The sequence below is a fragment of the Emticicia fontis genome (genome assembly GCF_054779675.1).
This window is the reverse complement of sequence record NZ_BAAGXU010000021.1, coordinates 21,996-46,204: the sequence shown is the minus strand read 5'-3', so window position 1 is coordinate 46,204 and position 24,209 is coordinate 21,996. Positions and strand designations below refer to the sequence as shown.

The 24,209-nt window shown below is 36.7% G+C and carries 20 protein-coding genes; 12 read left to right on the top strand and 8 right to left on the bottom strand.

Annotated features, from left to right (window positions below):
* Positions 1-114 precede the first annotated feature (114 nt).
* Together ACYVFA_RS12335 and ACYVFA_RS12330 are read right to left on the bottom strand one after the other, a co-directional pair.
* Positions 115-519, bottom strand: a complete 405-nt coding sequence (locus ACYVFA_RS12335; RefSeq protein ID WP_460472130.1) for a hypothetical protein — start codon at positions 517-519, stop codon at positions 115-117.
* 33 nt (positions 520-552) lie between these two features.
* A complete protein-coding gene (locus ACYVFA_RS12330; RefSeq protein ID WP_460472129.1) occupies positions 553-1,254 on the bottom strand; it encodes an RDD family protein in 702 nt (233 codons plus the stop codon).
* 365 nt (positions 1,255-1,619) lie between these two features.
* On the opposite strand from ACYVFA_RS12330, the gene ACYVFA_RS12325 reads away from it, so the two are divergent.
* The 4 genes from ACYVFA_RS12325 (at position 1,620) to ACYVFA_RS12310 (ending at position 5,429) form a co-directional block, all read left to right on the top strand.
* Positions 1,620-1,787 (top strand): hypothetical protein, encoded by a 168-nt coding sequence (locus tag ACYVFA_RS12325; protein ID WP_460472128.1) that lies wholly within the window; start codon positions 1,620-1,622, stop codon positions 1,785-1,787.
* A 192-nt stretch (positions 1,788-1,979) separates the two neighbouring features.
* Entirely contained in the window at positions 1,980-3,755 is a 1,776-nt protein-coding gene (argS, locus tag ACYVFA_RS12320; protein ID WP_460472127.1) for an arginine--tRNA ligase, read from the top strand.
* 109 nt (positions 3,756-3,864) lie between these two features.
* The gene (locus tag ACYVFA_RS12315) at positions 3,865-4,467 is read left to right on the top strand and encodes a glutathione peroxidase (RefSeq protein ID WP_460472126.1); all 603 of its coding nucleotides are present in this window, start codon (positions 3,865-3,867) and stop codon (positions 4,465-4,467) included.
* An 80-nt stretch (positions 4,468-4,547) separates the two neighbouring features.
* On the top strand, positions 4,548-5,429 hold the full coding sequence (locus tag ACYVFA_RS12310) for a prenyltransferase (RefSeq protein WP_460472125.1): 882 nt from the start codon (positions 4,548-4,550) through the stop codon (positions 5,427-5,429).
* A 173-nt stretch (positions 5,430-5,602) separates the two neighbouring features.
* On the opposite strand, the gene ACYVFA_RS12305 is transcribed toward ACYVFA_RS12310, so the two are convergent.
* Positions 5,603-6,211: an OmpA family protein gene (locus ACYVFA_RS12305; protein ID WP_460472124.1), complete on the bottom strand. Its 609-nt coding sequence runs from the start codon at positions 6,209-6,211 to the stop codon at positions 5,603-5,605.
* Between the two features lie 255 nt (positions 6,212-6,466).
* Here ACYVFA_RS12305 and ACYVFA_RS12300 point away from each other — a divergent pair, with 255 nt between their 5' ends.
* The 4 genes from ACYVFA_RS12300 (at position 6,467) to ACYVFA_RS12285 (ending at position 11,599) form a co-directional block, all read left to right on the top strand.
* A complete protein-coding gene (locus ACYVFA_RS12300) occupies positions 6,467-7,813 on the top strand; it encodes a tetratricopeptide repeat protein (protein WP_460472123.1) in 1,347 nt (448 codons plus the stop codon).
* 141 nt (positions 7,814-7,954) lie between these two features.
* On the top strand, positions 7,955-10,306 hold the full coding sequence (locus ACYVFA_RS12295) for a T9SS type A sorting domain-containing protein (protein ID WP_460472122.1): 2,352 nt from the start codon (positions 7,955-7,957) through the stop codon (positions 10,304-10,306).
* 450 nt (positions 10,307-10,756) lie between these two features.
* The gene (locus ACYVFA_RS12290; RefSeq protein WP_460472121.1) at positions 10,757-11,092 is read left to right on the top strand and encodes a LytR/AlgR family response regulator transcription factor; all 336 of its coding nucleotides are present in this window, start codon (positions 10,757-10,759) and stop codon (positions 11,090-11,092) included.
* A 174-nt stretch (positions 11,093-11,266) separates the two neighbouring features.
* Positions 11,267-11,599: a LytR/AlgR family response regulator transcription factor gene (locus ACYVFA_RS12285; protein ID WP_460472120.1), complete on the top strand. Its 333-nt coding sequence runs from the start codon at positions 11,267-11,269 to the stop codon at positions 11,597-11,599.
* Positions 11,600-11,668: 69 nt separating this feature from the next.
* Here the strand turns inward: ACYVFA_RS12285 and ACYVFA_RS12280 are convergent, their stop codons facing one another.
* Together ACYVFA_RS12280 and ACYVFA_RS12275 are read right to left on the bottom strand one after the other, a co-directional pair.
* A complete protein-coding gene (locus ACYVFA_RS12280) occupies positions 11,669-13,438 on the bottom strand; it encodes a D-alanine--D-alanine ligase family protein (RefSeq protein WP_460472119.1) in 1,770 nt (589 codons plus the stop codon).
* 131 nt (positions 13,439-13,569) lie between these two features.
* On the bottom strand, positions 13,570-13,818 hold the full coding sequence (locus ACYVFA_RS12275) for a NifU family protein (protein WP_460472118.1): 249 nt from the start codon (positions 13,816-13,818) through the stop codon (positions 13,570-13,572).
* A 327-nt stretch (positions 13,819-14,145) separates the two neighbouring features.
* Between ACYVFA_RS12275 and ACYVFA_RS12270 the strand changes: the two genes are divergently transcribed.
* Entirely contained in the window at positions 14,146-16,008 is a 1,863-nt protein-coding gene (locus ACYVFA_RS12270) for a CocE/NonD family hydrolase (protein WP_460472117.1), read from the top strand.
* An 83-nt stretch (positions 16,009-16,091) separates the two neighbouring features.
* Here the strand turns inward: ACYVFA_RS12270 and ACYVFA_RS12265 are convergent, their stop codons facing one another.
* Positions 16,092-16,412, bottom strand: a complete 321-nt coding sequence (locus tag ACYVFA_RS12265; protein WP_460472116.1) for a c-type cytochrome — start codon at positions 16,410-16,412, stop codon at positions 16,092-16,094.
* A 263-nt stretch (positions 16,413-16,675) separates the two neighbouring features.
* On the opposite strand from ACYVFA_RS12265, the gene ACYVFA_RS12260 reads away from it, so the two are divergent.
* The 3 genes from ACYVFA_RS12260 to ACYVFA_RS12250 are packed head-to-tail and all read left to right on the top strand — an operon-like array spanning position 16,676 to position 21,592.
* Entirely contained in the window at positions 16,676-18,772 is a 2,097-nt protein-coding gene (locus tag ACYVFA_RS12260; RefSeq protein ID WP_460472115.1) for an OmpA family protein, read from the top strand.
* Positions 18,773-18,775: 3 nt separating this feature from the next.
* Positions 18,776-20,473, top strand: a complete 1,698-nt coding sequence (locus ACYVFA_RS12255; protein WP_460472114.1) for a hypothetical protein — start codon at positions 18,776-18,778, stop codon at positions 20,471-20,473.
* Between the two features lie 24 nt (positions 20,474-20,497).
* Entirely contained in the window at positions 20,498-21,592 is a 1,095-nt protein-coding gene (locus tag ACYVFA_RS12250; RefSeq protein ID WP_460472113.1) for an acyltransferase family protein, read from the top strand.
* Here ACYVFA_RS12250 and ACYVFA_RS12245 read toward each other — a convergent pair.
* Together ACYVFA_RS12245 and ACYVFA_RS12240 are read right to left on the bottom strand one after the other, a co-directional pair.
* Positions 21,589-22,851: a T9SS type A sorting domain-containing protein gene (locus ACYVFA_RS12245; protein ID WP_460472112.1), complete on the bottom strand. Its 1,263-nt coding sequence runs from the start codon at positions 22,849-22,851 to the stop codon at positions 21,589-21,591. The genes ACYVFA_RS12250 and ACYVFA_RS12245 overlap by 4 nt on opposite strands.
* Before the next feature lie 191 nt (positions 22,852-23,042).
* Positions 23,043-23,573, bottom strand: coding sequence for an RNA methyltransferase (locus tag ACYVFA_RS12240; protein ID WP_460472111.1), 531 nt, complete (start codon positions 23,571-23,573; stop codon positions 23,043-23,045).
* Positions 23,574-24,209 lie beyond the last annotated feature (636 nt).

The window sequence follows — 24,209 nt, the reverse complement described above, 5'->3', positions numbered from 1 at the left end:
AATTTATGGCGAAATATTTAAAACCTGATCTGAATTGTTTAAAGTTAATTATATACAAAGGCAATTTGTCTTACTTTACTATTACAGACTATTCTAAAATTTAAACTATATAGCTTAAGGTTTAAAAATCTTACAATCAACTAATTTCAAAGTTTTATCAATAGGAGATTCTCCTTTTATTAAAACTTTGCAATAAATATCTCCTTCTGTTTTAAAAAAGCGAAAATGATAAGAATGTTTATCATTTCGATTATATTTAATATGCCTGAATCTTGTACATAGTGAATCGGAATAAGTTATCAGCCACTCATTCTCACCATATTCCTGTGGTATTTCCACTTGCTGTTCTGAATGGTTATAGATAATGTCTCCAGACTGATTAGCTATGGTTAAAAGAACGATTTTTACTTTACTACTCTCCATTCCCACTGCTTCTACATTTATTTCATTGTTCTGACATGAATTAAGACATACTCCTAAAAAGAATAATAGATATGTTTTTATTGATGGTATTTTCATTTTATAATTACAGCTATATTTTCAGATTATCAACTACTTCTCAGCATATTTATAATCAGTTATCACCCACTCCCCTCCTTCTTTTTTTGTCAGGAATATAATCAAATCGGCGTTTTCTTTTTTGCCGTAGACCTTTGTTTCTATACGCACATCTGTTTGCCCATCGTGCTTACTGATATTGTAACGGGGAATTTTTCCCATTCTGATGATTTCTCCGGTTTTCTCCTGAATAGCTTTGCTGCCAAATACAAAAGCCTCTGTAATGATATATTCCTGTCTCTGGCGGATATATAAACCTATCAGATTTATACCAGACAGGTAAAGAATCAAAAGAATGACAAAGATACTAGTGAATAGCTGAACACTGGTTTTTAGATTAGCTTGTGTTGCTGAAACAACTCCGGTCTTACCTGGCATATCGCCAATACGCTTCTCTAAAACAAAGAAACTTAATATATCTAAAGGAAATACAATCAGACCGATATTATGAAGGATAAAATTGGCAGTTTTTCCGGATTTATTTTCAACGGTGAGACCCATAAAATACTTTCCGGGGCTTTGTCCTTTTCTGCTGTCTTTCATTATCAATAAAACTATTACCAGCACTAAAGCAGGATAAATGGCTGTTTCAAAATCAAGTTTCCAGACAAATATCTCCAGATCCATCATTAATACTGCGGGTACGGCAGCTATCAGAAAATCTATCAGAAATGCGTATATACGTTTTTGTTGCATTTGAAAAGCTTTATGCTCAAATATAGCTTAAAAGTATCAGAGAATGAAACAGGCGCCGTTGCGATCACTGGCTAAAATAACAAAGCGGACACCGCGCGGGAAATGTCATCTTTCAAGTGCAGACTAAAATCTGCACGAGCATAAAAATTATAATGAGATAAAATATAGTTTATTAAAGCAGATTAGGATTCAGTAAGTACCTATTTTTTTAAATTTGTCAAATGTGGTAGAGGCGCAACAGTCTGATTTTATCAAAAAACTCTTAAAACACTTTGAAAAGATAATGTAAAGCCGGAAATTTAGGAAGGCGCTAAGTCTTGGGTAACAATCCGCGACTGGCCGTCCGTCCACATAACAAAATTATCATGACCGAAGAAAAGAGGAAGTCCAGTCAAAAAAAGAGCGACAAGCAGAATACTGTAAAAATACCAGTCACTCAAATAGCATCAGAAAAGGTAGACGCTACGGTGACTACCTTTTTGTCTGAAGACCTCTACGGTCTAAAGATGATTCAGCGTAATGACCAAATTTAAGCAAGTGTGCAATTGAAAACTAATTGATTGAATAATAAGAGGCTCTTTCAGTTTTATCCGTTCAATATAGTAAATATAGAACCTGCATATCTTCAACTAAAGATTAAAGATTGCTTATTCCGAAAGATTCTTGCGAAAAAAACTTATTTTTGCGAAAAAATCCGCTTCTAACAGAAGTACAGTTCACAATCTATGAATATCGAATTATCATTAAAATCTGCTATCAAGCAAGCCTTATCAGCGCTATTTCAAATTGAAGAAGAAGTAGTTTTACAACCTACCAAGAGTGATTTTGAAGGAAATTACACTTATGTAGTTTTTCCTTTGGTGAAACAACTCCGAAAAAGCCCTGCTGATATTGCCAATGCCATTGCAGAATATTTAAAAAGCAACACAACTTATATTAAAAGCTATAATGTAGTACAAGGTTTTCTGAATCTGGTTCTGGCCGATGAAGTATGGTTTGATACGCTGAATGGCATTCTGGCTGATGAAAACTTTGGTATTTTAGCTAAAAATAATCAATCAGTGATGGTTGAATATTCTTCGCCTAATACCAATAAACCGTTACACTTAGGGCATTTAAGAAATAATTTTCTGGGTTTTTCAGTATCGAGAATATTAGAAGCCAATGGTTATGATGTGGTAAAAACCTGTCTGGTAAATGACCGTGGGGTGCATATATGTAAGTCTATGTGGGCTTATCAGCAATTTGGAGATGGCGAAACGCCTGAATCGTCAGGTTTGAAAGGCGACCATCTGGCTGGAAAGTACTATGTCATTTTCGATAAGCATTATAAAAAAGAGATTGAGGCCTTGATGCAGGAAGGCATGAGCGAAGAAGAGGCTAAAAAGAATGCACCAGCCATTAAGGCCGTTCAGGAAATGCTAATCAAGTGGGAACAAGGTGATGAAGAAACGGTAGCTCTGTGGCGTAAAATGAACGACTGGGTGTTTGCGGGCTTCAATGAGACTTATCAGAAAATTGGTGTATCGTTTGATAAAACTTATTACGAATCGAATACTTATTTACTGGGGAAAGACATTGTAGAGGAAGGTTTAGAAAAAGGCGTTTTCTTCAAAAAAGACAATGGTAGTGTATGGATTGACCTGAAAGAAGAAGGGCTTGATGAGAAACTGGTACTTCGTGCGGATGGTACTTCGGTATATATTACGCAGGATTTGGGTACTACCGACTTGAAATTTCATGACTTTAGTATTGAGAAGGCTATCTGGGTGGTAGGCAATGAGCAAGATTACCACTTTCAGGTATTGTTTGCTATCATGAAAAAACTAGGCCGTGGCTATGCTGATGGTTGTTATCATTTAAGCTATGGTATGGTTGATTTACCATCGGGTAAAATGAAATCACGTGAAGGAACGGTGGTTGATGCCGATGATCTGGTAGCTGAAATGATAGACACGGCTGAGGTAACCACCCGTGAACGTGGTAAAGTTGATGATTTTGCGAAAGAAGAAGCTGATTCTCTATTCAAGATGATTGCTTTGGGGGCTTTGAAATATTTCTTATTGAAAGTAGAGCCTAAGAAAAAAATGCTTTTCAATCCGGCAGAGTCAATTGATTTTCAAGGGAATACGGGGCCGTTTATCCAATATACACATGCACGTATCTGTTCTATATTAAGAAAGGCGGCTTCGCAGGGAATTAACGTAGGGAATCAGGTTAAAAATACAGGAATTGAGAAGTCGGAAACTGAGCTAATTTTTGTGTTAAGTGAATATCCAGCTGCCCTTAAAAAAGCAGGTGATGAGTATGCGCCGTCAGTGATTGCTAACTATACTTATGAATTAGCTAAGACGTTTAACCAGTTCTATGCCGAGATTTCGATTATGAATGAAACTGATGCGGATAAACAGCAATTCCGTCTGGCATTAATAAAATCGGTTTCGGAAACAATTCGTAAAGCAACTGCGTTATTAGGCATAGAAGTTCCTAACAGAATGTAATACCTAAGAGTATGTTTAAAAATTTATGATTCGACCTGCAAGAAAAACAAAATTTAAACATACTCTATATCTTTTCAATCGCAAAACTGTTCTAAACAATTTAACTCAAATGAAAAAGACCCTCATTTTAGCAGCATTAGCCCTTATTACGATTATCGGAGTAATGAGTTTCCGAACTATCAGTAATATCTACTCTAGTAAGGCATTCGGACGTCCGACATCAGCCGAAGCGAAAGGTTCGTTTTATGATTATTCGTTGAAATCGCTTGACGGTAAACAAACTATTGATTTCAGTAAGTATAAAGGTAAAAAAGTAGTGGTATTAAATGTGGCTTCTAAATGTGGCTTTACGCCTCAATATGCTGACTGGCAAGCGTTCCACAAAAAATATGGTGATAAAATTGTCGTATTGGGTATCCCTGCGAATAACTTCAAATCACAAGAGCCAGGTACAAACGAAGAAATCGCTACTTTCTGCGAAAAGAACTATGGTGTAACTTTCCAGATGTTAGAGAAAGTAAGTGTATTGGGCGACGACCAACACCCATTATACAAATGGTTGAGCCACAAAGATCTGAATGGATGGAACGACAGCGCGCCAACCTGGAATTTCTGTAAATACGTAATCAACGAAAAAGGCGAATTAACTAATTTCTTCAACTCTAAAGTAACTCCAGACAACGAAGAGTTCAAGAAAGCCGTAGGAATTTAATATATATTGCTACACATTTATGTAGTTTTGTAGCAGAGTGAATATTCGTTCACTCTGCACTCATTTTATAGGCTCGTGTTATGAAAAACTGGCTCTCTGCTGCCCGCCCCCGAACATTACCATTATCCTTGTCAAGTATATTGATGGGGAGTTTTTTAGCTGCCTCTGTCGGACAATTCAACTGGCTTATCTTTGCCTTTTGTTGCCTGACAACCATTGCACTACAAGTACTTTCAAACTTTGCCAATGATTATGGCGATACCCAGAATGGTGCCGATTTAGCCGGACGTGTTGGTCCGCAAAGGGCGGTGCAATCGGGTGCTATTACGCCTAAGCAAATGCTGAATGGCATTATTGTATTGGCTATTGTCTGCCTTATCTTCGGGATCTCGCTTTTATATTTTGCTTTCAAAGATGCCGATCCCAATCAATTCTGGGGCTTTTTAGGCTTGGGTTTGTTGTGTATGTTGGCAGCTTATACTTATACGGCTGGCAAAAAACCGTATGGCTATGCGGGGTTAGGCGATGTATCGGTTTTGATTTTTTTTGGTCTGGTTGGAGTATTGGGTAGTAATTATCTGTATACCAAAACATTCGACTGGGTGAATCTTCTGCCTGCGCTAAGTTGTGGTTTTTTTGCTACAGGTGTACTCAATATTAATAATATCCGCGATATTGAATCAGATACCCGCGCCGGAAAGAAGACTATTCCTGCTCGTTTGGGTCGTGAAACGGCTATCAAATACCATTGGTTTCTGTTGATTGCAGGGATGGTGAGCATATTATTATTTAGTATCCTGAAAGAGCAATATGCGCTTGTTTATGTGTTGTGTTTCCCATTGTTTTTCATTAATGGGATTAAGGTTTCTAAACTACCAAATCCAGATCCTATGCTTAAACAAATGTCTCTTTCTACTTTGGCGTTTGTGCTGTTGTTTGGGATTGGGCAGTTGTTGATGTGAAGGCTATTAGCTAATCTCTAAGTATAAATTATTCCAAGAAATTATTCATTAAAAGAGTATTTCAGTTTTGTATAAAGATTGGCCTTAGCACAAAAATCATCAACCAAAAAAGAGCGACAAACCTTGCCGCTCTTTATTATCTTAATAACCTCAACAAAAAACTAATAGACAATCTATTTACTCGCTACTTGTATTTTAGATGCTAAAAACTTTTTCTCGTTGGCTCTGATTTTAACTAACACACGTCTGTTTTTACGACGTCCCTCTGGTGTTTCATTACTTTCCACAGGGCGTGTAGCACCATAACCGGCTATGGCCAGTCTGTCGGCCATTACTCCCTGTGATTTTATATACAAGGCTACTGACTTAGCGCGGTTTTCAGATAATTTCTTATTTTTCAACTGATTTCCGCTACTATCGGCGTGCCCTTCGATAAATATCTCTGTGTAGGGATAACGGTTCAACACGCCGGATATTTCGTTGAGTAAATTCTTGGCATCGGGTGTCAATTGCTCTGAACTTGATTCAAAATAAAAATCCGGTTGAAAAGTGATATTAATTCCTTCTCCGGTACGAAAAACATCGGCTTTGCCTGTAGTAGCGCTCACTAAGTCAGTGGACAATTTATCAAGCATTTTACCGATTTGCAAGGCTGCATCTGCTGCTTCGGGGTCTTTTTTACGACCATTTGCGGTGTCTTGTGAAGTTTTTTTGGCTGAATTGCATGAGGCGAATAACACTATACTAATAGCCACGCCTGCCAAAAGACGAAGTACTTTCATGAATTTAGGAAATTTTTAGCAACGTAAGTAAGGGGTTTTACACTGGGTAAAACTTAAATTAAAGTAAATTTGGCAAAAAACAATTGATAATTGCAAGTTTTTGCTAATTAAATTTATGATTTGCTGATTAAATGGTATTCTTAACAAAATCTTTTCAGAAAAATCATTGAGTAAAGACCTTTAAAATTTATATTTGTCGTTCAAAACTTTTCACTTAGCGTCGTATATACTTCCTCCTAAATGCTCAAATTCTCTATGAAAAACCGTTTTTTCTCATTGTGCTTCCTAGTAGCCGTTTTATGTATGTCTCAAGCCCATGCGCAACAGACTGCCTCAGAGTATTTTGATATTGGTGTCAATAAAAGCAAAGCAGGCGACTTCGTAGGTGCCTCTCAGGCTTACAGCACCGCTATTGCCATGAATCCTGACAATCCGAGTAGTTATTTTAACCGTGGTCTGGCAAAACAACAATTAAAAGATCACCGTGGAGCGATTCTGGATTTTGACAAAACTATTGATCTTGATTCTAAAAACTCATTGGCTTATATGTTCCGTGGAAAAAGCAAAGGTGAACAAGACGACCATAAAGCTGCCTTACAGGATTATAATCGCACCATTGAATTGAGCCCTGAAGATGCCCTTGCTTATTTGTACCGAGGTACTACTAGAGCCAAACTATTGGATTATCGCCGTGCCATTCAGGATTTTACGAAAGTGATTGAATTGAATACTGAAGATGTGAATAAATTTCAGGCTTATTATTCTCGTGGAGCTTGCAAATCACGTCTGGAAGATTATCAGGGCAGTATAGCTGATTTCACTAAAGCCATTGATATGAACCCTAAACGCTCGCAGACTTTTGCCAGCCGTGGTTTCAGCCGTTTAAGAATCAATGATTTTACGGGTGCTATCAAAGATTTTGACGAAGCACTTAAACTGAACCCAGAAGATAGCGAATCTTTCTATAACCGTGGTTTCAGCAAAACCAAAATTGATGATTTCAGAGGTGCTATCAGCGATTACGATAAAGCAATAAATCTAGACCCTCAGAATATGAAAGCATTCTATGGCCGTGGTTTTGCGAATAGCAAATTGAATAGCCAGAGAGATGCCATCAATGACCTGACAAAAGCTATTGAAATCAACAATGTAAATATTGATTCGAAAGTGGTTTATTCTGGCCGTATCAATAAAAATATTCTGGATGAATTACGTAATGTAGTACAGGAAAAAGGTAAAATCAATGAGTTTTCTGAAGATCGTTCAGAAGCATATTATAGCCGTAGCGTTGCCAGATTCAAAAATGGTGATGCTAAAGGAGCCATCGTCGATTTGAATAAATCAATAGAGTTAAATCCTACCTATGCCGAAGCATATTTTTATCGTGCGTTTGTACGCTCATCAATGGGTGCGCAAAAAGAAGCTTTGCAGGATTGCTCGAATGCGATTAAGCTGAATCCAAAATATGGTGAGGCTTTCTATGTAAGAGGTATTATCAAACACGCTTTGGGCGATGATAATGGCGGTTGTTATGACCTGAGCCGTGCCGGAGAACTAGGCTATTCAGCGGCTTATAATGTAATCCGTGAGTATTGTAACTAAGATTATCTGTATTAAAGATATTATTCAAGCCCTGCCGATTGGTGGGGCTTTTAATTGTAAAAGCTTTTGTGAATTCTTTTACAAGAAAAGTATTCTATGAATCCAACTAATAATTAATTATTAACCAATAAGCTACTCTTGATGACTAAAAATTTACTTACTCCTGCTGCGCAGTTATACACTTCTTCTTATTTATGGCGCTTTATAACCTTGTTATTTTTGCTAAGCATAAATACCTCTACGATTTTTGCACAAAAAGAACAATTAATAAAAAAAGGGTTTTCATTAAATGATATTAAAGAGGCTAATGTAACCGCTGTCTTTGCAAATGGAAAAACTATTTTTCCTGCAATCAATAATGAGATAAGTCGTAATTCAATATCTGGTTTATGGCTAAGTGATGGCACGGAAGCCGGAACTACTATGGTGAAAAATTTCGACAAAGAAACTGAAGAGACTTTTTTCACTAATTATTTAATACCCTCTCGTTTCTTTAATTTCAATAATAAGGTTTTCATGAATATCGGCCATGATCTGGATGAATCAATCAATTATCTATATGTGTCTGATGGTACGGATAATGGAACATTCAAACTCCTTGAAGCCAAAGTAGCCAAATCTATTTATGCAGTTTATCATTCAAAACTTTATATCGGTAATGGTGCAGAATTACTGACCAGCGATGGAACCAAAGCAGGAACTGTTAAAGTAACTATACCTCAAATTTCCAACATCAGCAGTTTATTTACGCTGAATGACCGCCTGATTATCGAGACCGCATCCAGTCTTTATGCTTACAACGACCAGACGAAAAATCTTGTACTTCTTTCTGAGAAAAAGAATGCATCCACGTCAACAAAAGATTTTATTTTCTTTGTCGGAAAAGATGGTGACCTCTGGAAAACAAACGGCACTCCTGAAGGTACATCAGCAGTTATACATATAACTGAGGGGGCAGACTTAAGATCGAATAATCTGATATCTAACAAGAAATATACTATTTTTCATTCGTATACTGATGCGAACAAAAGCAATACTTGCCTTTGGTTTTCAGATGGGTTCACTACGTCTCCGATGAAGGATAATAAAGGGCAGATTGTATCGACAGATACTACTGGTTATTCAGTATTACCGACAAAATTTGATGAAAAAATTTATTTCTATCTATCAAACGTCAGAGATGTAGACAATCATTACCTGTTTGTTTTCAATAATAATACGGCAAGTGCCAAATTTCTGAAAAACATGGCAGGGTTTGCGGGAAGCATGTTTCCTTTTACCCCTAAAGTGAATAATAGTCAGGAATACCTGTATGCCACACCCGAAGGTAGTTTTTTTAATGATTATATGAATATTAAAGGATTTAATGCTACCACAGACTCTTTGGTTACACTGACTCGTATCTTAACTGCATCTCAAACAAGTTGGTTTAAAAGTGGGAATACGATTTTCTTCAGCAAAACACAGAATTCCTATGATTTTGATTTGTATGTGCAAGGAGCTTGTAATTTCGAAGTAAAAATAAATACGCCGGATGGTACAAATATATGTAAAGAAAATTCTGTAAGAATAAACCTTTCGGTCATGGAGTCTGATAAGCCACTGACCTTTTATAAAGCTAAATGGTTAAATGAAAAAGGCACTTTGATTGAAGATATAAGTGTAGCTCATGAAGCAGGTAATTATACAGTTTACCTAAGTAATGCCTCTGGTTGTATGGTTTCTGCGGAGGTAAATATTACAAAATCTGATAGCTTAAGTATAAGTATTGCAGGTAATAATTCTTTTTGTCCGGGTCAAAGTACTACTCTTATTGCTACCCTTAAAGATGGAATAGCTCCTTATACTTATCAATGGAAAAACGGCACGAATATTATCGGAACAAATACCAGTACTTTTAATGCTAATACAGAGGGCAACTACAGTGTAATAGTAAAAGACAGCAAAGGTTGTCAAGGAATTGCACCAGCGTTTGCAGTCAAACAACAGGCATTACCAGATGTACACATTACTAAAAGCAGTGGTTCAGATATAGTTTCAGGTGGTTCAACTACTTTATCAGTCCCTGCCTCTGTCAATCAAACTTACCAATGGTTTAAAGATGGCACTAGTATTACGGGTGCTACGAGCAATACTTATACAGTTAAAGAAGTTGGAAAGTTTTCAGTAGCTGTTAACGCGAATGGTTGTAGTGCCAGCTCAGAAATAGTGATAGTTAATTTGGTGTTAGCCAATGAATTAATTCCAGAGACTGTACGAGTGGAAGTATTTCCGAATCCGACTGATAACCTGATAAAACTGAATATTACAGAGCATTTAAGAAAAGCTGCGCAGATCAAGCTGTTGAATATGCGCGGAACGGTTATGAAACAATGGGAAACTATGCAACAGGATAATCTTCTGAATATATCAGACTTATCTGCCGGAGAGTATCTTCTGAAGATCGATTTCAATAATCAATCAAGTACGAAGAAGATTATCAAACTTGATTAATATTTCAGGATACCTGTATGTAATAAAATAGCTTCAAGTTTCTATTACATACAGGTATATTAGCCTTCTGTTTCTATTGAGTTTTTTTACTATAATCTTCTTAATAATAGGATTAATATTCTATCAGAAGAGGCGTTCTTATTATTTCGTCAACCAATCTACCCGTTTCAAAAAGTAAAAATCCTCTTTTATTAATCATCCCAATGATACCGCTTGATAATTTCATTTTATTTTAGTAGTATTGTTGTATATAAACTTTTCTTTGACTAAACACCTCCTTAAAACTGTTGTTCCTTCGATAGCAAAACCTGGTTGATGCTCTCAAAATTAGATAGCTTGGTTGCTTAGTCATCTCCCACTTCTTGTAGACTTTAAAGCTAATCTCTTCCCTTTTCCAGAGAATAGTTAAAACCTTATACGCTTAGTTTTTTACCTAAAATAACTTTTACTATGACTACTCACTCACCTAACTCTGCCGTTTATCTTAACAAACGAACGATGGTTTATGCCAGCGAAATAACCATGCTGGAAGCGGACATTAACTATACCAAAGTTTACTTTGAAGAAAAGGCTCCTTTAATTGTCGCAGTAACGCTGAAAAAAATTCAACCTTTATTTGAAGAGCATGGATTTCTGCGCATTCACAAAAAATTCATTATTAATCTTAATTATGCTAACGCCGAACTTTTAAAAAATGAACTCATTACTCTACCCGGTAATATTTCAATAAAAGTTTCAAGAAGAAAGAGAAGTACTCTACGAAAGAATCTCAAAAAGAAAAAATGAAAGTTGAAAAATTTATGATTTACAGACTGATATTTATCTTAAAATACCAGCCTGTAAATCATACTTAGAACTATTACTCACCCCATAAAGCAAGATCATTGTTTAAGCAAATGACTTGTTTTTATCCTGAATAGTTGATAATTTTACGAATCTCTGTGATTAAAAATTAACGCTATGACTAAAATCTGTACTAATAACTTTGTTTTTCTCAATAAAAAGACAAAACTAAATATCGACGAAATTCTGCTTCTGGAAGGTAATATCAACTACACAATCGTTCACTTCAAAAAAGAAAAACCTTTATTAATTGCCATTACCTTGAAGAAAGCCGAGTTTGCATTAAAAGATCATGGGTTTATAAGGATTCATAAGAGTTTTCTGATGAATATTAATTATATCGACAGTTCCATTCTGGAAAATAACAAACTTTTATTCAAGAAAAACCTTATTATTAAGATTTCCCGCAGAAAACGGAATGAATTGAAGGAGAGGCTGATAGCAGCGTAACCTAAATTATTAATAAAAAGGCTACCAGCTAAAACTATACTGGTAGCCTTTTAAATATCTTCTATTGTCTTATAACTCAATCAAAGTCTCTGAATCACATTGGAATATAAACTGAACATTTTCAGCCAGTTCAGATTCTGACAGTTTTTTCATTTGCATATCAAAATTTCCGGCATATTTCTTGGTTATGCTTTTGGCCTTTTCTATTACTTCAAGAATGAAAGGATGCTTTGGTTTGCCAATTGATTGACCAAAATCCTGAATATCAGCTTTAAACATCAGGTTAATCGGTATCCTGTACATTTGTCCGTTACGTGCAGCACAAATTGGTACGGGTTCGTATATCGGTGATGAGGAGTACTCTCCTATTTTCTTTTGCGCAATTTTATATTGTTCATCTGATTCGCCAAACACTACTGCTACTTTCTTACGTGTAGTGTTCACTCGCTCCAGAATCATCCCATCAAGTCTTTCTAAAAGCTGACGAAATTGAACAGTATTTTTACCGCTTCTGATACGCTCACGGATAGACTGGCGGATAAAGTAGGTGATTGACTGCGTAACAGTTAACCCAATTTCAGCCATTTGTTTGAATATCAACGAAGAGGGAGACATACCAGGAATAGTATTCGGGTCGTGTAATAATACTCGGCTATCAGGTGTTAAGAAACCATCTATACGAGTAACTACACAAAAGCCCAAAGTACTGAAAGTCTTCAAAAGGCTTTCATGGATTTTATGAAGATTTTCGAGACTTGTATCAACCGGAATCCTTTTCTTGGTCACATTTGATTTATATTTTGACTTAAAGTCAAAAGTCTGAATCTCGCCATAAATCTCGGTAGGTGGTAAGGCGATTGCTTTACCATCGTCTTGCTGAATCACTCCACATGAAAATTCCTGACCTACTACAAACTCTTCAATCATTACATAGTCTTCTGCATGAGCAGATACGACTGTCACGTTTTCAGAAGTAAATAAAACAGCGTCTAACTCTTCCATCAGGTCGGCTGGATGAGCCAGTATTTTGCCATTTACCATTACAGGGAAACCTATACCCTCATCCAGATTAGAGGTTTTTTCCATCATGTGGCGCTTCTGGCGTTCAGTCATTTTTTCCCACTCACTTTTCTTAAAGGTTACTTCAAAGAAACATTGATTTACTGCGCGCGTAAACTCCTCTAGACTTCTTTTTCTTACAATCGCTACCCCGATTGATGAACCTTGGTGAGGGGCCTTTACTACAAAAGGGAACCCTATATTATTAATTAAATCAGTAAACAATTTTGAGCGATCGGCTACAGCCCATTCTTCGCGGGTAAAAGTCACTGATTTTTTCTTTTGTCCTGTTACTAACGAAATCAGTTTGTTTTGCATTGGCTTATTAATTCCTACTGCTGAACCCATCAATCCCGGACCCATATAAGGAATCCCATACCATTCCAGCAAACCTTGTACACTACCATCTTCGGCTTGTGGGCCGTGCATGATAGTAAAGGCAAAGTCCATAATCTGTGGGAAATCAGGTGGTTGCACTTGCTTTCCTACTTTATAGATGAGTTTATAAAGCTGAGTTTCATTGAGGTCTCCTAAAGATTCAATGTACACCCGAAACCCGCGATTGAGGTTTTTTGAAGGAAAAAAGTCACGTATAGATTCTTCGTAGAGCAATTCGGGATTGATTTGTATAAAATGCCCAAGGCTATCTACAAATATCGGAACAGGTTCAAATAAAGCCTTATCGATATGTTCAAAGGCTGTTTTCCCCCCTAAGTATGATATTTCTCTTTCTCTGGCCTGTCCGCCAAAGAAAATCCCGACTCTGATTTTGTTTGCCATTATGTAAGCGATAGCTGATAGTTTATTGTGCGAAGTATGCGACAACTAATTTGCGTGCAAGATAATAAAAAAGCCACTTGTATCTACAAGTGGCACTATATTTTTAGCTATCGGTCTGTTAAACTTGTTAATCAAAAAGCAGGTGTCAGGTTCAAAGCTTCTACTTTACGAATTTCTGGTACAGCTTTCAAAATGGCTTCTTCAAGACCTGCTTTAAAAGTCATGGAAGACATAGGGCATGAACCACAAGCACCCACCAATTCCAGTTTCACCGTATAATCGTCTGTAATTTCAATTACTTTTACATTACCGCCATCGGTTTGCAGATAAGGTCTTACACTGTTTAAAGCGGTTTCTACTCTTTCTATTAAATTTTCCATATACAAGCCAGATATAGGATTCTATCCCAGAGATTTTTCTATATACAAAAGTAAAAAAATATTAAAAAAGTTCAAATAATTATGCATCAATTCCATTATGGAGCAATTTTAAACCGTTTAGCCAAATTATGGTATTGGCTTCAAGATTCTAATTGTATCAGCCTATTTGGGGGGAAACGATTTGAAGACTCTTTCTACAAGTGATATAGACAATCCACAATAAAACATTCCTCTTCTTTTTTTAGCATTCTTTACTATCTTTACGATTCTGAATAATACTAAACTATTCGTTTAATAAACCCATTTTCTCCAATCAATCAACAAACTATGCGAAGCTTTATTTTTATTTGTTTGCTCTTATGCACAGGTGCAGTTTTTGCCCAGAATACAGATGCCGATTATGTTCGTGATCATTATAAAAAACGAGAAATATACATTACCATGCGCGATGGTGTGCGCTTATTTACTTCTATCTATTTGCCAAAAGATTCAACTAAAAGTTATCCGATCATGTTGCAACGTACACCTTACTCGGTTGCACCATATGGCGATGGCAAGCTAAAAACACTGGTAGGGCCAAGTGCTGAATTGATGCACGATGGTTTCATATTTGTATATCAGGATGTACGTGGCCGTTGGATGTCGGAAGGAGAATTTGTTGAAATGCGCCCACATATTGATAATAAAAGTAGCAAAACTGCTATTGATGAATCGACAGACACTTATGATACGATTGAGTGGCTTACCAAAAATATCACTTACAATACAGGCAAAGTTGGGATGTGGGGTATCAGTTACCCAGGCTTTTATGCTTCGGCAGGGTTAATGTCTACTCACCCGGCTTTGGTGGCATCCTCGCCACAAGCTCCAATGGCTGATTTATGGCGTGATGATAGCTACCATAATGGCGCTTTTATGTTGCCCCACAACTTAGGCTTTTATCCAAGCTTCACGAATCGGACTAATGATAAACCAACCCAATCTCCCGGCAAACGTTTTGATTTTGGCACCCCAGATGGCTATAAATTTTATCTGAATTTAGGCCCAATAAAAAACTCATTAAACTATACAGAGAGCCTGGGCAAAGACCCTTACTGGCGAGCAAATCTTGATCATCCTAATTATGATGAGTTCTGGAAGGCTCGTAATATTCTGAATCATCACAATGGGATTAAGCATGCCGTAATGGTTGTTGGTGGCTGGTATGATGCCGAAGATTTATATGGTACTTTCAAAACCTATCAATCAATTGAAACCAAGAACCCGGGTATTAACAATATTTTTGTAGTAGGTCCGTGGGTACATGGAGGTTGGGCAAGAGGCGATGGTGATGTATTGGGCAATGTGAATTTCGGACAAAAGACCAGCATATATTATCGTGAAAATATTGAGCGTAAATTTTTCAATTATTATCTAAAAGGCCAAGGTGATAATGTTTTTGCAGAAGCTTTGATGTATGAAACTGGTACGAACAAATGGCGTAACTTTACTGAATGGCCACCTAAAGCAGCCAAAGAAAAGAATCTTTATTTTGGCGCAAATGGTAAACTTTCGTTCAGCGAGCCAGAAAATAAAAAAAGCGCTACATCCTATGTATCTGACCCTGGTAAGCCAGTCCCATCATCAGACTACATTACCTCTGGGATGCCTCGCGAATACATGGTTGATGACCAGCGTCATGCCAGCCGTCGTCCGGATGTATTGACGTTCCAGACAGATGTATTAGATAAAGATGTTACTTTAGCAGGAAATATCTGGGCAAATCTGAAAGTAGCTATTACGGGTACTGATGCCGATTTTATTGTAAAAATAATTGATGTATACCCTGATGATGCCAAAGACAACCCGAACACAGATAAAAAGATGAAAATGTCTGGCTATCAGCAAATGGTAAGAAGTGAGGCTATGCGTGGCAAATTCCGCAAGAGTTTTGAGACGCCAGTGCCATTTAAACCAAATAAAGTAGATGATGTATCGTTTGAGTTGCAAGACTTATTACATACTTTCCAGAAAGGGCATCGGATTATGGTTCAGGTTCAAAGCACTTTCTTCCCGATTATCGACCGTAATCCGCAGAAATTCTTGCCAAATATTCATTATGCAGATTTTTCTGATTTTCAGACAGCCACACATACCATTTATCATGAAAAGAAAAATGCCAGTTATTTGAAAGTTAGAGTTTTAGAGTAACCCATGAATAAAACGAAACTCCTTCACCAGCCAAAAGCAGGGAAGGAGTTTCGTTTTATATCTGTCAGTCTATCAAATCCCTCTTACTTCAAAGAAGAAATCCATTTAGCAATTTTTTGTGCTTCTTCTTTTGGAACCTGAGTCATTGGAGCCATTGGTGGATACCCTTCCCAGTTAGCCGGATTTGGTTTGTAAATCAACTCCACTATTTGCTCTGGTTTATATTTTTTCTTCTTCATGACGTCTTTGTAAGCAGGTCCTACTAAACGAGTATCTACTTTATGACAAGCCAAACAAGTATTTTTTTGTAATAGTTTTTCTACGTCAGGGGGGATTTTGGTTTGGGCCTTCGATACCGAAGCTATACCAAGTACAACGGCAACGGTCAAGAATGTTTTTTTCATTGTTTACTTATAAAGATTAAAAAATAATACTTAAGTCGAGCAGGAAATTATTCCGCTAAATACGTAAACAAAACGTTAGAATGAAAATATTTGTTAAATTTTTAATAGAATATTTTGTTAATAAAAAGTTAAACGAGATTTGCACCTACCTGAAAGTATTTTCTGAAATTGCTATTGTTTGTTTACTTGAAAGTTTAATAATTTTCATTTACTTTCGTTTAATTACAAGCGAATAACCGCTATTTCAAAAGTATTTAAATTGTATGAACGTATTAACCACCCCAAAAACTGAAAAAACATCGCTGTTTCTTCAAAAAAATCTGACCTGTTTTGGGGTTATTTTTCTGCTGTTTTCTATTACATTCACTGCTGATGCTCAACTAATACAATGGGCTAATAAAGTAATTGGTTTTTCTTCTGAGCGCACCGACCCGGCCACTCAAGGGCCAGAATATAGAGCTTCACAGATTTTAGGTAGCCCAAGTAAACTTCCCCAAACTGGCGATACAAAGGCAGCCTGGTCTCCGGCAGGAGCTGATACTAATGGCGATGAATGGATAAAGGTAGGCTTCGAGAAACCGATAAAAATAAAACAGGTATCCATCGGCGAAAACCATAATCCGGGAGCCATTATCCGGGTGTTTGCTTATGATTCTACTGACACCGAACACCTGATTCATGAAAATGTAAATGATGTGCCTAAAACTCCCGGACGTATGTGGAATATTGTGATTCCGCAAACCAGTTATTCGGTCTATGCTATTAAAATAGTCATGTCTCCTTCAAGAGTTCCGGGTTATAATCAGATAGATGCAATTGGTATTTCAGAGTTGGCTACTCCTTATGAGTCTAAAATCAATCTCGCTAGAAATATGCCTAAAGAAATCATCAAAGAGAATTTAGGTAAAGGGGTTAATACTAAATGGCCTGAAGTAGCCCCAATCATCTCGCCTGATGGTAAAACTTTGTTTATTACCAGACAAGGCCATGAGGCTAATATTGGCAAACAAAAAAGACAGGACGTCTGGATTTCAAAACTGCAGTCAGATGGGACCTGGGGTGAAGCAGAAAATTTGCAGGCACCCATCAATACCGAAGAACACAATGCTGTAAGCACTATTTCGGCCGATGGCAAAACTGTATTTTTATTGAATACCTATTTACCTGATGGCTCAAATCGTGCTGGGTTTTCTAAATCCAGAAAAACGCGTACAGGTTGGGAATTCCCGAAGGACGTAAAGGTCACTGACTTCTATAACAATGCTCCCTCTTTTGAATTTTCTTTAGCGCCTAATAATAAGGTAATGGTTATTACCTGCAAGCGCAATGATACCCATGGTGGTAAAGACTTATACGTCTCTTTTCTGAATGAAAATGGCAACTGGTCAAAGCCCTTAAACATGGGTAATGATATTAATACAGTTGAGGATGAAGTAGGTTCATTTATAGCTCCAGATTCTAAAACAATTTATTTTTCAACCTCAGGGTTTCCAGGTTATGGCGATAATGATATTTTCCTGAGCCGACGTTTAGATAGTACCTGGACCAAATGGAGTGAACCTGAAAACTTAGGTCCATTAATTAATACAGCTAAATGGGATGGTTATTTTACGATTCCGGCATCTGGAGATTATGCCTATCTGAGCTCTAAAGAACGGTCGATTGGTGATGAAGATATTTTTAGAATCAAGCTTTTCCCTTCTATCAAACCTGACCCTGTAGCTATTATTTCAGGAACGGTTATTAATGCCATCGACAAAAAACCTATTGCTGCCGATGTGTTTCTGGAGGCATTGAATGATACAACTAATAAAGATAAGAAAGATAAAATCGTATCAGAGTTTGACCCTGAGACTGGAGAATATAAATTTGTTGTACCTTTGAAGAAAAATTACAGTCTGAGCGCCTCAAAAAAAGGGTTTATTGCTGTAAGTGACAATATTGACTTATCTAAAGATAGTCGTTTCAGAGAAATCAGGCGGAATATTAACCTGATTCCTGTAAGAGAAGGACAGACAATTATTCTGAATAACCTATTTTTTAACCAGAGTAAATATGATATTCTACCTCCCTCTTATCCTGAATTGAATCGGATTATTGAGTTGATGAAAGAATACCCTACCATGGAGGTAATGATTGAAGGACATACGGACGGTGCAGATGATAACCTAATGCTGAATGTAAAACTCTCGCAGGAAAGAGCCAATGAGGTAAAGAAGTATCTGGTTGAAAAAGGAGGTATTAAAGCCAATAATATACAGACTAAGGGATGGGGGCCATCAAGACCTATTGCCAGTAACGCCACAGAAGAAACGAGAAAGAAAAATCGTAGAGTCGAATTTTCGATTTTGAAATTGTAATCAATGCTACTAAAAAATTCAATGGTAAGGAGAGTGCTTGCGTTCTGCCTGATACTGTTTCCGCTTGCACTTTTTGGATATACCTTTCAGAAATATGCGATTAATATTCCGCATTGGGATGATTTAGCTGTCAGAAACTCTTTAGCTGACTTTCTGACAACAGGCTCTTTCTTTCAAAAAATCAAAATACTCTTTGCTCAGCATAATGAGCATCGCATTTTTCTTACCCGCGTATTTGCATTACTCGTATTTACAATAAAAGGAACACTGGATTTAAAAATCCTCATGCTATTGGGCAATCTAAGCCTGATTGGCATTCTGTTTATTTTTTATCGGTTGAATCATCGGAATAAACTGGAGTTATTGGCTTTAGTCCCCATTTCATTCCTGCTTTTTAGTTCTGCTTTATATGAGAATGTATTCTGGGGCATGGCTTCTGTGCAGAACTTCTGGGTGTTATTTTTAGCCTTTCTTTCCTTTTACCTCCTTGTATTTTCTTATGGCAAAGTCTCAAAGACCTACTTCTACTTAGCCATTGTCAGTAGTTTTTTAGGCGTTTTTACGAGCAGTAACGGTATCCTGATTCCTATTATTGGAGTTGCGGTATTACTATTTCAGAAACGCCATCGTGAATTGGTAATCTGGGCAGGGGTCTCAGTTTTGCTTTTATTTTTATACTTTTTTCAATACCAATCATCACCTGATAAGGCTGCCAAAGTAGATTTTTCTTCTCCTACCCTACTATTGAAAGGAGTATTAGCCGTTATAGCCAATGCCATTGATGTTTCTTTTATCACACCTAACAAACATCTGGATTTATCTATGGCAACGGGAGTAATCGTATTGATTATCATTGCCCTATTCAGTTTTCAGGTATTATTCAGAAAGTACGAAATTAATCAGCGGAATAATGATTTATTTCTGCTGAATTGTCTGGTGTTTTTAGGGATTACCTGCGCGGGTATCGCAGTAGGTCGAATTTCTTACGGTATAGAGGTATTACTTACCAGCAAATACAAAATCAACTCAGTATTGATATTCTGCATTTGCTATCTGATTATCCTTAATTCGATTGCTAAGCAAAGACAGCCAACGTTTATTTTAGTTGCTATTATATTAAGCGTTTGCTTCAATTTCTATACTTACTTCGCAGAGTTTCAGCATATCAGTTATTTAAGACACGAGCGTATTACCGACCAGTTTAAGATACAGCATAGCGATAAAGAAATGCCTACCAAAGGCCTTTATGCACAATTGCAACAACCTGCACCTACTTTTTATGATGCACTCATGCCAGTGCTCTTATCTGCAAAAGATTCAGTAAAGACAGAGATTGATATAATAGAAAATGAGACTGGTTTTATATTAACAGATAAACAGGTAACTATGCTTGATATAGGTGATGCTGATGCCGGGCAATACATAGCTTTGCGTTCTTCGCAGAATGTTTATCTATTCCCCTGCCACACGATTACGACCAGTGCCATTCAGTTAAAAGATTATATTAATATTGGTTTTCTTTTCAGAAATCAATTAAAGCTCGGTAGCTTTGCGTGCGATTTTACTAAATTTTATGTCAAATCGGGTAATTATCAGATAGGTACTATTCGGGTAGAAAATGAGAAACCTGTGATTACCTGGACCAATCAATCAATCAATATTCAAGCAGTACAGAAAGAAAAAACCAAGCAAAACTGGTAGATTTCTGTTAGAATTATAATCCTGATGTCGGCACAAAACACCTCCTACTTAAAACAATTAGATGGCATACGATTCCTGGCAGTATCAATGGTATTAATTGACCATTGGTCTGACGAAAAGCTAAAAATTCCTTTAGGTTTTTTAGGTGTTTGTCTGTTTTTTGTGCTAAGTGGCTTCTTGATTACTCGCATTTTGCTGAATGCCAAAGATAAAGATGAGACGCTTAACCGCTCCCATGGATTCTCTTTAAAGCAATTCTATATCCGCCGTACTATCCGTATTTTCCCTGTTTATTACCTGACTATTTTTGTTCTCTATATCTTTAATGTTCCACCCGTTCGTGATAAAATTGTCTGGTGTCTTACCTACTCTACCAATATTTATATTGCTATACATGAGTCGTGGTTGGGTGTGATAGATCATTTGTGGTCGCTGGCCGTAGAAGAACAATTTTATTTATTTTTCCCATTTGTAATTTTCTTTATTCCTTCCCGCTATTTAGTAAAAGTATTGTTTGGTTTCATTGGTCTTTCTATATTGCTTCGACTCGTACTTTATCTGAATGGAGTAGCTTGGATGGCTTCTTACGTATTAATGCCTACTTGTCTTGATGCTTTTGGTATGGGAGGATTATTGGCTTACTTCTTTTATCATAAAAATGAGAAAGTAAAGGCATTTATTACCAATAAAGTATGGCTTATATTGAGTCTGGTGCTTTATGCCGGAGTCATTGCGCTTAGCAAATGGATTTCGGATGGACAAAGCATCGTAACAATTGTATTCTTACGTGTGTTTGAATCATTGCTTTCGCTCTTTCTGGTAGGTAATGCGGCTTATAATTTCGATGGAATGATGAAGTATGTATTAGAAAACAAAGTAGCCATTTATATCGGACGTATCAGTTATGGTGTATATATCTACCATAATTTCATCTATAATTTCTATCATTCTTCACCCAATCATCCTACTATCAAGGTATTGAATAAACTCCCTTTCATTGCCAATCATTTGCCACTGAAATTTATTTTCCTGTATGCCGTAACGATAGGTGTTGCTACAATCTCTTGGTTTTTGATTGAAAAGCCAATTAATCAGTGGAAAGAAAAGTTTGGTTATTAATTGGAAGATTTTACCAGTTTTTTGGTCATTACCTGATTCCCGTCTATCACTTTCAAAAGATAGATACCATCAAGGAGGTGTGTTAAATCAACCGTTATGGTTTCAGAGGTAATGTTTTGGCCATCTAAATGTTGGAGTGTCCGGCCTTTGGTATCATATAAATCTATGCTTATATCCCGTCCTTGATTTCGTAGCGGAAAAGCCACTTTTACTATATCAGCTACTGGATTTGGAAATACAATTGGGCTCAGAATCGGCTCAACTGTATATTCATTTGAAGTAATCAGATTACCCTCCAATCCCACTATCTGCCAGCCCATGTCCTGTAAACAACGTAGCAATAAATCACCGGGATTTTGATTAACCTCTGCCGAACGGACATTCGGTGACATTAGTGAATTGGGGTTTCCTTGTGGGTAGGTTGTTTCATCAAAATGAGATATACTTGAGCCCTCATTAAATGAACTTGGTGCATAAAGTTTGGGTAAAACGTTGGCATATTTACTATTTCTTAACCCGAAATAGATAGCATTGCCAGTTAGAGCTGATTTTAAATCGGTAGAAGGATTTCCGAAAACACCACTATTTGTTAGTTTTATCTTACCTGTATTCTGCAAAAACATATCGTAAATGTAATTGCTTCCAGACTGCCCGTATTGCCCCTGCGTATTGCTATTTATTAGCTTCATAGACGACGAAAAACCTAAACCATGCGCTATTTCGTGCATTACAACGGTAATCAAATCATATTTACCTGCTTGTGACTTGCCATCTACTCCATAATACCAACCCATACCACTGTTGATTTTCATCTCAATATCAAAATCATTATCATTCAATTCTTTTCCTGAAATAGCTTCTGCAAGAGACACCGGGTACCAGACATTCTGAAACGGTGCATTCTGAAAGTTTTTGTAAATCCGGGTAGCACCTGTAACTGCCAATACTCCTGTAGATAGAGATGTCCAGGTGGCTTTGATACGGATGGGTTGAGATGAATTGAGGTATTTAGCCCAGAGGTTCATTGCCTTTTCGTAAGCTGCCTTTGCTGCCTCAGGAAAGTCAACATAAGTTACCTGAATAGTTGAAGTAGCTAAAACACGGGCATTTGACTCATAATTTTTATCTGGCAGAATCTCGGTAAAACTATCTTCCTCTGTATAATAACAGATCACAGGCTCAGCAGGCATCGACTCTGTCTGTGCCAATAATGAGTGATAAGCCAATAATAAAAATAAGATTTTCCCTATCAGACGCATTAGTGAATGTTTAGGTTTGATATTTATTTAGTGATTGAGTGAATGTGTGATTATTTTTAATAACTTCTCTGGTCTGGCAGACGTATCAAAATTCAATTAATCAATCGTTCACTAAATCGCTCAATCACTAAATTCTTTATATCTAAGACGATAAAAGATGCAAAAAAATTGCATGAAGAAAAAAGCAATTATCAAGCATTTGCTTTTGAAACATAATCCCAGCAGATAATCCCTACCGTTACAGAGATATTCAGGGAATGTTTCGTTCCAAATTGTGGAATCTCCAGACAATGGTCAGCCGCAGCAATGGCTCCATCATTCACACCAAATACCTCATTTCCAAACACAAAGGCGTATTTCTTTGATGGCTCTGGCTGAAAACTGGTTAAACTCATACTATTTTCTACTTGCTCAACTGCTATAACTGTGTAATCTTTATCCTTTAATTCATGAATTAATTCTACTACATCTGCTCTATGCTCCCAAGCCACCGAGTCAGTTGAGCCTAGTGCTGTTTTCTCAATCTCACGATGTGGAGGTGTACCTGTTATTCCACATAAATAGATTTTTTCTACCAGAAAAGCATCTCCTGTACGGAAAGTTGACCCTACATTATTCATACTTCTGACATCGTCCAGAATCAGGCAAAAATTCTTTTTCTCAACATCCTGAAACTCCTCCACCGACAGACGATTCAGTTCTTCCATTTGTAGTTTTCGCATATAACTCTTTTTTTCTTGCAAAGTTAAGGGGGAAATGGATGGATTTGAAATGTTTTTGTGGAAAGCTTACCTAAATAGATAAAATGACAAGATAGTGCCTATTTATTCAAACTCACTAATAATCCAATTTCCAGCTTAATTCATTACTTGTCTAATAACCTTATATGTCAATGTATGGCAGTTGAGTCTCTAATTCTATTCTGATTATTTCTTTATTGTTTTCTGTCCTGGATTCTTAAATTGATGATTAATGCCAAAATAGATATTTATTTATCCAGATTTACTTTCTTTTCCTCAAGTCTGGCACTTAGAACTACTGATAGTCAGTCAAATTCAATATCTGCAAAAACCGTATCATTTGGTTCATACACGTAGATATTCATTGCTTTATTCCTTTATCGTTTAACTTTAATTAATTCTCACATTTTAGAGTATAATTAAAAATTGTCATTCGATTTACAATGCAATCTTATTTTAAGGCTTTACTTCAGAGCCATAAATAGCTAATGAATATTTTCAGTTATTATTTCTCTACCCATTGTTTAGACACTTTTTGTGTGGCTAAATTACATTTAAGCAGTCATCTGGATTTAATAGAGTTAACATTTTTTATTAAGAGAACGAGGAATGCTGTAT